The following is an 11,786-nucleotide window of genomic DNA, read 5'->3' on the forward strand; positions in this document are numbered from 1 at the left end:
CCCGCGCCGCGCATCAATCCGCAAAGGGCGTACCGTCGCGGTGGAGAAAGCGGTCGCCTTCGAAGATCATGTCGATGTCGCTGTAGCCGCCCGATGTGCGCGGGCCTGCCGAAAGGGCGAGGAAGGTGCAATCCTCGCCGCTTTCATTGATCAGATGATGGCCATTGGCCACGCCCGCCGGAAAGACCGCCATATCGCCCGCCCGCATCACGCTGCGCGTGCCATCCTCGACCAGCACCGCCTCGCCGCTCAGCATCACCACCATCTCGTCCTCGCCATCGTGCCAGTGGCGCTGGGATGACCAGGCGCCCGGTTTCAGCACGACATGGCTGGCCCCCAGATGGGCGAAGCCTGAGAGCGGGGCAAGGCGGCTGTACCAGCGCCCGGCAACGGGCCCTGCATGTTCGGGCGGATAGCCGGTGCCGTTGGTATGGGCGAGCGAGGCGAGGTCGATCTTTGGCATCGGCGCAGGATAGGGCGGGCGGCGGTTGGCGGCAAGCGGGATGGTCCAAACTCCGCTTGCCCTTGGCCCTGCATTTGCTAGGCGAGGGGCATGAATGACATGGTGAAGAGCGAGTTGGTCCGGCCCGGCGCCGGTGTGGCCGAATTGGCCGAGGCCCTGATTGCCTGCCCCAGCGTGACGCCCGCAACAGGGCTGGTGTTCGATTGCCTTGAGGAAATGCTGGTTCCGCTGGGCTTTGTCATCCACCGCGCCGTGGTGGGCGAGGCGCCCGACGGGCCGGTGGAAAACCTCTTTGCCATCCGCCAGGGGCCGCAGGGCAGCCGCCATTTCGCCTATGCGGGCCATGTCGATGTAGTCCCCCCCGGCGAGGGGTGGAGCAGCGCGCCCTTTGCGCCCGAACGCCGGGGCGAATTGCTCTATGGTCGCGGCGCGGTGGATATGAAGGGCTCGGTTGCCGCCTTTGTTGCCGCCCTGCGCGATATTCCGCGCGAGGAGGGCACGATCAGCCTGATCATCACCGGCGATGAGGAAGGCGCGGCGACCTTCGGCACAGTCAAGATCATCGAGCATATGCGCGAGACCGGGATCGACCCCGACCTGATCCTTGTGGGCGAACCCACCAGCGTCAACCGCCTTGGCGACATGATCAAGGTCGGGCGGCGCGGCAGCGTCAATATGTGGATCGAGGTTGAGGGCAGCCAAGGCCATGTCGCCTATCCGCATCTGGCCGATAATCCGATCACCCGGCTGGTGGCGATGCTGTCGGAACTGAAGGCTATTAAGCTGGACGAGGGAACCGACTGGTTCCAGCCCAGCAATCTGGAGGTGACCGACATCTCCTGCGGCAATCCGGCCACCAATGTCATCCCGCAAAAGGCCGGTGCGCGCATCTCGATCCGTTTCAACGATCTGCACACGGGCGAGAGCCTGTCAAAGCTGGTGCGCGAGATCGGGGCCAAGCATGGGGCAAGCGTGCGTCCGGTGATCTCGGGCGAGGCTTTCCTGACCCCGCCGGGTGAATTTTCCGCCATCGTGGTCGATGCGATCCGCGCCGAAACCGGGCTGGACACCGAAATTTCCACCAGCGGCGGCACATCGGATGCGCGCTTCCTCAAAGCCTTGGCCCCGGTCATCGAATTTGGCCTGTGCAACGCCACGATGCACAAGAAGGACGAGGCGGTCGCGATTCCCGATCTGGAAACGCTTTCGCGGATCTATGCCCGCATCGTGCTGGCCGGTCTCAAACGCGCCTGATACGCTATCCGGCCCAATTGCCCGCATGAGCGGTGATTGGTAGCCGGATTTTTTCTTTCGGAGTTTTTCCAAGATGCGCCAGCGTCTGACGCAATTCCTGATTCTGGGCCTGATTCTGGGCATAGGCTTGGGCTATGTCCTGCATTCGTCCTATGATCCGGCCGATCCCTTGCTGGCGGCATGGTCCGATTATCTCAAGCTGCTGCCCGATGTGTTCCTGCATCTGATCAAGATGATCATCGCGCCGCTGATCGCATCGACGATCATCACCGGCATTGCGGGCATGGGCGATTCGACCGCGCTGGGCCGTATCGGCGCCAAGGCGATGGCCTGGTTCATCTCGGCCAGCTTCGTCTCGCTGCTGCTGGGCATGGTGCTGGTCAATTGGTGGCAGCCGGGCGTGGGCGTCAATGCCGTGGCCAGTTCGGGGGTCGATCTGGCCACCAAGGAACTGACCGTCCGCCACTTCGTGCTGGAAATCTTCCCGACCAGCGCGCTGGAGGCGATGGCCACCAACAATGTGCTGCAGATCCTGCTTTTCTCGGTGTTCTGTGGCGTGGCGCTCAGCGCGATTGGCGAAAAGGGGCGGATCATCGTCGAATTCGCCGAGGCGGTGGTGCAGATGATGCTGCAAGTCACCGGCTATGTGATGAGCGTCTCGCCCATCGCGGTGTTTGGCGCGGCTGCCTCGATCGTGGCGCAAAAGGGGCTGGGCATCATCGCCACCTATGGCGTGCTGGCGGGTGAATTCTATGCGGGTCTGGCGATATTGTGGATCATCCTGATCGCGGCGGGCAGCCTGTTTCTGGGCAAGAAGATCTTCCTGCTGATGCGCTATGTGCGCGAGCCGGTGCTGATCACCTTCTCGACCGCGACCAGCGATGCATCCTTGCCGCGCATGTTCGAGGCGCTCGATCGCTTTGGCGTGCCGCGCCGCGTATCGGGCTTCGTGCTGCCGCTGGGCTATGCGTTCAACCTCGATGGCTCGATGATGTACACCAGCTTCGCTTCGCTCTTCATCGCGCAGGCTTATGGCATCCATCTCAGCTTTCAGCAGCAGATCCTGATGCTCCTGACGCTGATGGTCTCGTCCAAGGGCATCGCGGGCGTGCCGCGCGCCAGCCTCGTCGTCATCGCCGCCACGCTCAACCAGTTCCACGTGCCGGTCGAAGGCGTCGCGCTGCTGCTGGGCATCGACACGTTCCTGGATATGGGCCGTTCGGGCACCAGCGTTTTCGGCAATGCCGTCGCCACCGCCGTGGTCTGCCGCGCAGAGGGCATGTTGCAGCCGCCGCTGGACCCCGATGCGCCGTTGCCCGAGGCGCCGCATGATACGGCCGAGCATGGGCGAAAGGGGTTGCATCTGGATCAGGGGCATTAAGGTTTAAGGGGAGTTTGCCTCCGGCGGGCAAAGGGACTCGTCCCTTTGCAATCCCGTTAATGGGGTGTCGGGCCGGATAGGTTGGGGTGAATTTATAGCCTGCGGCGCATTGGCCTCGTGCTGGATTGCGCCGTAGGCTTTATTATTTCAACGCTGCGTCCGACACGTGAGGCTGAACCTATCGCGCAACGCAGACAGTGACGGGAGCGCGAGGGACGAGTCCCTCGCATCACCTACTTCTTCGCCTTCTTCTCCAAAACCTTATCCTTATACCCGCACAGATCCACCACCGGACAGCGCCAGCATTCCGGCGTCCGCGCCTTGCAGATGTATCGCCCGTGGAGGATCAGCCAGTGATGCGCGCCCACGCGGAAAGGCTTGGGGGTCTTCTTTTCAAGGCTGCGCTCGACCGCGTCCACGTTCTTGCCCTTGGCCAACCCGGTGCGGTTGCCCACGCGGAAAATATGCGTGTCCACCGCAAAGGTTTCGGCCCCAAAGGCGCAGTTGAGCACCACATTGGCCGTCTTGCGCCCCACGCCGGGCAGCTTGACCAGTTCATCGCGGTCGGCAGGCACCTCGCCCCCATGCTCTCGCACGAGGATCTCGGCCATGGCCATCACGTTCTTCGCCTTGGAATTGAACAGGCCGATGGTCTTGATGTGGTCCTTCAGCCCCTCTTCGCCCAAATTCAGCATATCCTGCGGTGTCTTGACGATCTCGAACAGCGCCCGCGTCGCCTTGTTCACGCCCACATCGGTCGCCTGCGCGGACAGCGTCACGGCCACCAGCAACTGATACGTATTGCCAAACTCCAGCTCCGTCTGCGGGTCCGGATTGGCCTCGGCAAGGCGGCGGTAGAATTCGAAGATGTCGGCGGATTTCATGCGCGCGGGTATGGCTTGGATGGGGGCGAGGGGCAAGAAGGTTTGCCTCCGGCGGGCAAAGGGACTCGTCCCTTTGCAATCCCATTATGGGGTGGTGAGTGGTTTGCGAGGGTGGGATGGATAATAAAGCCTGCGGCGCGGCGAACTTGCGCCAAAAGCGCCGCGGGCTTTAAAATTCAAACGCTGCGTCCGACACTCAACGCCGAACCCTATGCGCAACAAAGACATTACCGGGATTGCCAAGGGACGAGTCCCTTGGCCCGCCGGAGGCATTTAAAACCTCACAACCCCAACACTTCCCGCATCCCATACCGCCCCGCAGGCCGCCCGGCCAGCCAGAGCGCCCCCTTGACGGCCCCTCGCGCAAAGATCCCGCGATTTTCGGCAATATGGCTCAGCGACAGGCGCTCGTTATCGGCCAGAAAATGGACAGTGTGATCCCCGGCCACGCTGCCCCCGCGCAAAGCTGCAAAGCCAATTGTGCCGGATTCGCGCGCGCCGGTGATGCCGTCGCGCCCGCGCACGGAAACATTGGACAGGCCGACCTCGCGCCCGCGCGCCGCCGCTTCGCCCAGCAGGAGCGCTGTGCCCGAGGGTGCGTCCACCTTCATCCGGTGGTGGGTTTCAACGATCTCGATGTCCCAGTCCTCACCCAGCCGCTTGGCCGCTTCCTCGACAAGGAAGGCCAGCATGTTGACGCCCAGCGAGGTATTGCCGGTCTGCAGCACGGCGATTTTGTCGGCGGCCTGATCCAGCAGCCAGTGGTGGCGTTCCTCAAGGCCGGTGGTGCCCACAAGGATCGGCACGCCCGCCGCGATGGCCGCATCCAGATTGCCTTCGAGCGCGGAGGGCGAGGAAAAGTCGATCAGCACATCCGATGCGGCGGCCAGCGGGCCGACATCCTCATCCCGGTCCACGCCGCCCGCCAGTTCATGTCCGGCATCGGCAATGGCCTGCGCGATGGCGCGGCCCATACGTCCGCCGCTGCCGATAATTCCCAGTCTGGTCATGGGGTAAATTCCTTTCGGCGCGCTTCATGGGCGAGGCGCGCCAGAATCGCAATTCCCCAAATCGCAATTACCAAAGTACGCCTTCGGCATCCACGACCACCGGCGCGGGCGCGCTTTCGCCCAAGCCCTGCAGCAGGTCGATCTCGATGGTGCGGCACATCGTGTCGAGCGGCAGATCGTGGCGTGTATTGGCAAAGGGATCGACCAGATCATCGCCGATCGCCAGCACCGCCATGAACATCATCCCCGCCACGGTCGAGCCCAGCGGTGTGGCCGGTCCTAGCGCCTCGACCAGACCAAAGGGCAGCAGGACGCAGAACAGATGGGTGAAATAGGTTGGGAACAGCCGGAACTGCGCAGGCAGGGGCGTGTTCTTCAACCGCTCCATCCCGCCCTGCGCATTGGCGATATCGACCAGAACCCTCTCGATCTGGGTCTGCTGGATCGAATCGATGATGCCCTGCGCTCGCGCCTGCGCCACCTGGGCGCCGGTGGCGTCCAGCAGGGCATTGGCGGTGTTGGTGCGCGTCTGGGCCGCCTTGGCCTCGGCCGCGGGGATATAGGGCAGCGCATCGCCTTCCAGCGGCAGGCGGCGCAATTGGCAGCGCAGCGCGTTCACATAGGCGATCTGGCGCAGCACGATGGCGCGCGCCATGGCCTGTCCGTCCGCCCCGGTCATGAAATTGCGCGACGCACGCGCCAGATTCCGGCTGGCATTAATCATCAGCCCCCACAGCCCGCGCCCTTCCCACCAGCGCTGATAGGCCGAGGTGGAGCGAAAACCCAGGATCAGCGCCAGAACGCTGCCGAACAGCGTGAGCGGCAGGCCGGGCGCGGGAAAGGGCACCACATAATAGGTGATCGTGACGATCACATCCCAGATGAACAACAGCACCAGCGGGGTCTTGATCGACCGGGCGATGCTGCGAAGGGTATGGGGTGTGTGGATGATCATGGGTTGGTTCAGTGTCCTGAATTGGTCTGGGCGGCGTGATACAGGGCAAGCGAAGAGCCCGAAGCCGGGCGCAGTTCGAACCATTCGGGCCGTCCGATGGCTATCATAAATATGAGCAGCGCCAAACAAAAGGCGACCAGTTCAAACCGCCCGCGAAACTGGTTGCGCGGCTTGCCCGGTGTGGTGGGCAGGGCGGAATTGAGCGGCCGGTGGCGGATCGGGCGCGGGCCGGGGGGCGTGCGCGGCTGAAAGCGGCGAAAGGGATTGGGCGAGGGCATGGCTGGCTCCATGATTGAAAGCATTGATCAGAATGACAATCTGGGCGGTCAGCCTCTCTGTTGAATGGCCGTTTCGTTACAAATCTTTGCTGCGATGCGGCATTTCGTTGTGCGGTGCGTCATAAGCGGCGGATCGATCGGCGGCTTGGCCTTGGCCGCGCTTTCGGGCATAGGAAAGGCATGGAAATGACAGGCAATATCGTGATCCTGACCGGGGCGGGATGCAGCGCGGAAAGCGGGATCGACACATTCCGCGATGGCGGCGGTTTGTGGGAACAGCACCGCGTCGAGGATGTCGCCACGCCCGAAGCTTTTGAACGCGATCCCGCGCTGGTTCAGCGTTTTTACGACATGCGCCGCGCCGCGATCCAGACCAAGGCTCCCAATGCTGCCCATTACGCGCTGGCCCGACTGGAGCGGGAATGGGATGGCGGCACGGTCACGCTGGTGACGCAGAATGTCGATGACCTGCATGATCGGGCAGGCTCGAAAAACCTGATCCATATGCATGGCGAGCATCTATCGGCATGGTGTACCGCCTGCGACACGCGGATGGGCTGGACTGCCCCGCTGATCGAGGGGCCGCCATGTCCGTCCTGCGGGGCGGCGGCGCTGCGGCCCGATATCGTGTGGTTTGGCGAGATGCCCTATCGCATGGAGGAGATCCATGATGCGCTGCGCGATTGCGATATTTTCGTGTCCATCGGCACCTCGGGCGCGGTCTATCCGGCGGCGGGTTTTGTCCGGCTGGCGCGGGAAATGGGCGCGCATTGCCTCGAACTCAATCTGGAGCGCAGCCAGGGTTCGGCATGGTTCCATGAAACGCGGCTTGGCCCGGCGGGCGATATTGTGCCTGCGTGGGTGGAGGAACTGGTCGGGCCGGATTGATGGCCTCGCTTATCCCTGATGCCAGGGCGGAAGCTGATTATGCGGGCCAAGCGGCGCCCGATCATCGCAAGGCTTTGGGGCAATTTTTCACACCCCCGCGTCTGGCCGCGCTGATGGCCGATTGGGTGGCGGGGGCGCAGCCGCGCATGATCCTTGATCCCGCGATGGGGGCGGGTGTGCTGACCCGCGCGGCGCAGGCGCGTTGCCCGAATGCGCAGGTGGTGGCCTATGAGCGCGACGAGGCAATCTTGCGCGCCGCCGATGCCGGACGGGCGCAGGTGCGGCATGAGGATTTCCTGCGCGCCGGGTGGGAGCACTATGACGGCGTGGTGATGAACCCGCCCTATATCCGCCATCGAGAACTGCGCGATCATGGCCCCTTGCGTGCGGAGATTGGCGCGCGGGCCGGCTATGTCCTTCCCAAATCGGCCAATCTCTATGTCGATTTCGTGGTCAAGGCGACGTGTCAGTTGCGGCGCGGCGGGCGGGGCGCTTTCCTGATCCCCGGCGAATGGATGGGGGCCAATTTCGCGCGCGGGTTCAAACAATTCCTGCTGGGGCCGGGGGGCTTGCAACAGGTGGTGCTGTTTTCGGGTGCCGATGTGTTTGATGATGCGCTGACCACGGCTTCGATCCTGTTGGTGCAGCGGCCATGATTACCGGCTGGGATTGGCGGGGGCCAGAGAAAGGAGAGGGCGATTGGCCCGCCTCGCTCGATGAACTGGCGGCGGGGGCGCGGCGGGTGGAACTGTCGCGGGCGGAACTGGCCGGGACGGATAAATGGGAGCCCTTGCTGCAAGGCCATCGCGGCGAGGCGCGGGCCGGGTTTGTGCCTCTGGCGCAACTGGCGCAATTCCGGCGCGGGATCGCCACGGGGGCCAACGGGTTCTTTCTGCTGAATGCGCAGAAGGTGGCGGATCTGGGCATTGACCCTGCGCGCTGCCTGCCCTGTGTCGGGCGGGCAACGGCGGTGCGGGGGCTGATCTGGCGAGGTGGGGGTGATGGGCTGCTGCTCAACCTCTCCGATCCGCTGATGCCCGCCGAGGCCGCCTATGTCGCGCAGGGGGAGGCGCAGGGGCTGCCCTCGCGCTATATCCTGGCCCATCGCCAGCCTTGGTATGGGATGGAGCAGCGCGCCGTGGCGCCGATCTGGGGCGCGGTCTTCGCTCGGGGGGCCTTGCGCTTCATCCATAATGCGGCGGGGTGGAGCAATCTGACCTGCTTCCACGGCATCTATCCCTTTTCGGACGATCCGTTGCTGCATCAGGCTCTGGTGCTGTGCCTCAATTGCGATTCGGTGCGGGCGGCCTCGCGGCTGCATGGGCGGGTCTATGGCGGGGGTCTCAACAAGTTTGAGCCCAACGATCTCAAAGGTCTGATGGTGCCCGATCTGCGCCTTGCGGATCGCGCTTTGCTGGCGGAAATGGCTGCGCATCTGGCGCTTCTCGACGCCGCGCCCGAGGATGAGGCGCGGCGCCGGAAGGCTGATGAACTGGCCGAGGAAGTGGCCAGTCGCGGTTAGTTGTCAAACCAGCCGGTATCGCCGCCAATCGGCATACCCGGCGGGATGGCGGGTGCCTTGCGGCCCATCTTGCCGATTTCCGCCTCCAGCGCGGGGCCGTTTTTCAGCAGCGCCGCCACCGTCTTGCCCCAGCCGCTGCCTTCGCCCAGCTTGGCGGCAGCCCCGTCCAGCTTTTCCTGAAGCAGGGCGGCCACATCGACCGGCGTTGCCGCATCCCGCCGCGCCCTCGCCGCCGAGAGCAGCGCGCGCAGGGCAATGCGCCGCTCGACCGGCGTGGCATTATGCTCCCACGTTGCCGCGCCCAGCGCGTCGATCATTTCGGCAAGGCCCAGTTGCCCCGGATCGCGCGCCTGTTGCAGATGAACGCGGGTCAGGCGCGTCGGGGCCAGCAGGCTGTCAAGCGTGACCTGCGCGGCAACATCGGTGGCGACCAGCGGATCGAAGGCGGCGGCCCCGGCATTGTCGAAAACCTCGGTGTCGAATTGCGCATCATTGCGCCCGTTCACGCCCGATGACAGCCAGCCCACCAAAGCATCCGGCACGGTCAGTTCTGCGGGCGAGAGGGTTTTGAGCATCGCCGCCAAAGCTGCGCGCTGCTTGGCCGGCGTCACGGGTTGCGCTGCTTTGTTGGCGTCCCCGGCCACGGCATAGGCATAATCGACGCCGCCCACCCATTTGCCGGTCGCGGCCACTTCATAACGCGCCAGCAGCCACACCGGCACGAATTTGCGCCGAAGGTTGGACAAAGCCTCGCCTTTGCGCAGCACGCCGGGGCCAAAGTTGTTCAACGCCACGCGCCGCACCGCCAGCATATGGGCCAGTTCCTCGGGCTTGTCCTCGCCATTGTCCCACATGCTGTCATGCGGGGCGGGGCCATCGTCGGCGCGACCATCGATGTCGGTCATATAGCGCGTGCCCTTGGCGAACTCTGCGTCCGCCAGCGCGAAGGCCCATTTGTCGGCATCCGTTCCGGGCTTGGGCTGGCCATAGAGCCATTGCACGGTGAATTTGTCCCACGAACCGATGCCCTTGGCATAGGCGTCGGACAGGTCGATCTTGCCGCCCTTCAGCCCGATCAGCGGTCCGGGATAATCCATCACCGAGGTGCGGCCCTGCGTCGATCCGGCAAAGTTGTGAACAAAGCCGATGGCATGGCCCACCTCATGCGCGCCCAACTGGCTGATGCGATCAAGCGAGACCTTGACCGGATCGTTGGGGCCGCCGCTATTGTCCTGCGCCGCGCCCACCAGCGCCTCGAAGATCTGCATATCCTGCCGCACGCGCAGCGCGCCCAGCACGACATTGCCCTTGATGATCTCGCCGGTGCGCGGGTCGATGATGCCCCCGCCATAGGACCAGCTGCGCGTCAGGCGGTCGCCCCAGTTGACGATGGAATAACGCGCATCCTGCGGGTCGATGTCGGGGGTGAGGGGCTTGACCTGAAAGGCGTCAATATAGCCCGCGCTTTCAAACGCCTGATTCCACCATGCCACGCCGCGCGCCAGAGCGCCGCGAATCGGTTCAGGCGCGGCATTGTCGATATAGAAGGTGATCGGCTTTTTGACGCGCGACTTGGCCGCCGTCGGATCCACCTTGTCCAGCCGGAAATGGTTGGCCAATTGGTACTGCACATCGTCGCCCAGCGGTGTGCCGAAGTCATAGACCTGTGTGCCATGGCTGCCCGAACGGATGTCGAATTTACGCACCGCAAAACCGGGGCCGGGCAGACGGATCAGCGAATGGCGGATGGTGAAGCTGATCTGGCGCGGATCGGCGGCGATATTGCCCACCTCGCGCCCCGGCGTGTCCGAGGCGAAGGTCTGCACCGCCTCCATCTCGATATTATCGGGGAAGACCTTGACCGAGGTCGGGTCGGCGGCGGAGAGATTATCCGCCAGACGGAACCCCTTGGCCTCCTGATTGAGCGCATCGGCCAGATGCATCGTGTCGCGGGTCAGGAAAGGGCTGATGTCCACCACCGTGCCCTTGGCGTCGGAGGAGACGATGTCGAGCATGGCAACGGTGCTGAAGGGGAAACTGGTCTTGGCGCCATATTGTACGGATGCCTCGCCGGTGGCGCGAAAGCGGGGGTTTTCATAGACCACGGCCACCTTGCGCCCAAAGCGGCGGAAGGCGAGGATCTGGGTTGGCCCCAGCATCCCCCGGTCGATGCGGATCGGGGCCGAGCCAAGTCCGCTGCGCACGGCGGTGGCATAGATGAAGCGGCCCATCACCCCTTCGGCATCGGCTTTGGGCAGGGTCAGCAGGATCTTGCCCGCATCGGCATCGACCCGCACGGGCAGCAGATCGCCGTCCTTGGTGTTCGACACGCCAACGGGATCGGCCATGGCCAATTGCGGCGCCAGTAACGCCATCAATGCCACGCCTGCCAGCTTTTGGCCCAGTTTCCGGCCCCTTGCCTGCTTCATGTGATGCCCCTTTTCGCTTGAGATCGCCGTGTTCTAGCCAGCCATGCCTCACGGCAAAGGTGCCAGTTTGACGTATTTCCAAAGCTACCACAGTCGTCGCACTCTATCTGACGAAATACGGAGCAGTTTTGCCTGCTTCTTGACGGAAATCCGTTGCAACAAGGGGCCCGCGTGACGGAAAACACTCTCACCGAATTTGATGCCACAGACTTTCGCATCATGAACGCATTGGTCGAAGACGGCCGGATGTCGGACGTGATGCTGGGCGAAAGAGTGCATCTTTCCGCAACGGCTGCGGCCCGGCGGCGCAAGCTGCTGGAGGAACAGGGCGCGATCAAGGGCTATACGGCCGAGCTTGACCTGCCGATGCTCGGCCTTGGCATTGTGGTCATTGTGGCCATCGAATTGCGATCGCAGGCCGATTCCGTGCTGACCGAATTTGAAGAGGCGGTCGTGCGCTGTCCCTCGGTCACCTTCTGCAGCTTTGTCTCGGGCGACACGGACTTTCTGATGATGGTCCATGTCAAAAGCTTTGAGGATTACGACCGGATCTATCGCAGCGAACTGGCCACGCTGCCCCATGTCGCGAAAATCCGCTCCAGCTTTGTCATGCGCCGCGTGACCCAGCGCAACGTGCCGCCCGCGGTCTTTGCGCGGGGTAAGTGAAGGGGCGATTCGGGCGGCTTTGAATTCGGGCAAGATCGGACGAGCGGCATTGGGAA

At 63.7% G+C, this 11,786-nt stretch carries 12 protein-coding genes; 6 read left to right on the top strand and 6 right to left on the bottom strand.

Features of this window, described 5'->3' with window-relative positions:
• Positions 1-13 precede the first annotated feature (13 nt).
• Positions 14-463, bottom strand: a complete 450-nt coding sequence (locus tag BGP00_RS18070; RefSeq protein ID WP_292691398.1) for a cupin domain-containing protein — start codon at positions 461-463, stop codon at positions 14-16.
• Between the two features lie 99 nt (positions 464-562).
• Here BGP00_RS18070 and dapE point away from each other — a divergent pair, with 99 nt between their 5' ends.
• A complete protein-coding gene (gene dapE / locus BGP00_RS18075) occupies positions 563-1,717 on the top strand; it encodes a succinyl-diaminopimelate desuccinylase (protein WP_292691641.1) in 1,155 nt (384 codons plus the stop codon).
• 73 nt (positions 1,718-1,790) lie between these two features.
• Positions 1,791-3,098 carry a dicarboxylate/amino acid:cation symporter gene (locus BGP00_RS18080; RefSeq protein ID WP_292691396.1) on the top strand — a complete coding sequence of 436 codons (1,308 nt, stop codon included), beginning with the start codon at positions 1,791-1,793 and terminating at the stop codon, positions 3,096-3,098.
• Positions 3,099-3,331: 233 nt separating this feature from the next.
• On the opposite strand, the gene nth is transcribed toward BGP00_RS18080, so the two are convergent.
• The 4 genes from nth to BGP00_RS18100 all read right to left on the bottom strand — a co-directional run bounded on the left by nth (position 3,332) and on the right by BGP00_RS18100 (position 6,225).
• Positions 3,332-3,982, bottom strand: coding sequence for an endonuclease III (gene nth, locus BGP00_RS18085; protein WP_292691394.1), 651 nt, complete (start codon positions 3,980-3,982; stop codon positions 3,332-3,334).
• A gap of 281 nt (positions 3,983-4,263) precedes the next feature.
• Positions 4,264-4,992 carry a 4-hydroxy-tetrahydrodipicolinate reductase gene (dapB, locus tag BGP00_RS18090; protein ID WP_168605023.1) on the bottom strand — a complete coding sequence of 243 codons (729 nt, stop codon included), beginning with the start codon at positions 4,990-4,992 and terminating at the stop codon, positions 4,264-4,266.
• Between the two features lie 67 nt (positions 4,993-5,059).
• Positions 5,060-5,947 carry a bestrophin family ion channel gene (locus tag BGP00_RS18095; protein ID WP_168605024.1) on the bottom strand — a complete coding sequence of 296 codons (888 nt, stop codon included), beginning with the start codon at positions 5,945-5,947 and terminating at the stop codon, positions 5,060-5,062.
• Between the two features lie 8 nt (positions 5,948-5,955).
• On the bottom strand, positions 5,956-6,225 hold the full coding sequence (locus BGP00_RS18100) for a hypothetical protein (protein WP_246870305.1): 270 nt from the start codon (positions 6,223-6,225) through the stop codon (positions 5,956-5,958).
• A 180-nt stretch (positions 6,226-6,405) separates the two neighbouring features.
• Here BGP00_RS18100 and BGP00_RS18105 point away from each other — a divergent pair, with 180 nt between their 5' ends.
• From BGP00_RS18105 to BGP00_RS18115, 3 genes are read left to right on the top strand one after another with little or no spacing between them, the layout of a single operon-like run.
• The gene (locus BGP00_RS18105; RefSeq protein WP_168605025.1) at positions 6,406-7,113 is read left to right on the top strand and encodes an NAD-dependent deacylase; all 708 of its coding nucleotides are present in this window, start codon (positions 6,406-6,408) and stop codon (positions 7,111-7,113) included.
• Positions 7,113-7,769, top strand: coding sequence for an N-6 DNA methylase (locus tag BGP00_RS18110; RefSeq protein ID WP_168605026.1), 657 nt, complete (start codon positions 7,113-7,115; stop codon positions 7,767-7,769). The genes BGP00_RS18105 and BGP00_RS18110 overlap by 1 nt, the downstream gene beginning before the upstream one ends.
• Positions 7,766-8,635, top strand: a complete 870-nt coding sequence (locus BGP00_RS18115; protein WP_292691391.1) for a hypothetical protein — start codon at positions 7,766-7,768, stop codon at positions 8,633-8,635. Before BGP00_RS18110 ends, BGP00_RS18115 begins: the two co-directional genes overlap by 4 nt.
• On the opposite strand, the gene BGP00_RS18120 is transcribed toward BGP00_RS18115, so the two are convergent.
• Positions 8,632-11,064, bottom strand: coding sequence for a zinc-dependent metalloprotease (locus BGP00_RS18120; protein WP_292691389.1), 2,433 nt, complete (start codon positions 11,062-11,064; stop codon positions 8,632-8,634). The two genes, BGP00_RS18115 and BGP00_RS18120, sit on opposite strands and share 4 nt — an antisense overlap.
• A 171-nt stretch (positions 11,065-11,235) precedes the next feature.
• Here BGP00_RS18120 and BGP00_RS18125 point away from each other — a divergent pair, with 171 nt between their 5' ends.
• Positions 11,236-11,730, top strand: a complete 495-nt coding sequence (locus BGP00_RS18125; protein ID WP_168605029.1) for an Lrp/AsnC family transcriptional regulator — start codon at positions 11,236-11,238, stop codon at positions 11,728-11,730.
• Positions 11,731-11,786: the final 56 nt, after the last annotated feature.

This window comes from Novosphingobium sp. 63-713, assembly GCF_001898925.1.
In the GTDB taxonomy this organism is placed as follows: domain Bacteria; phylum Pseudomonadota; class Alphaproteobacteria; order Sphingomonadales; family Sphingomonadaceae; genus Novosphingobium.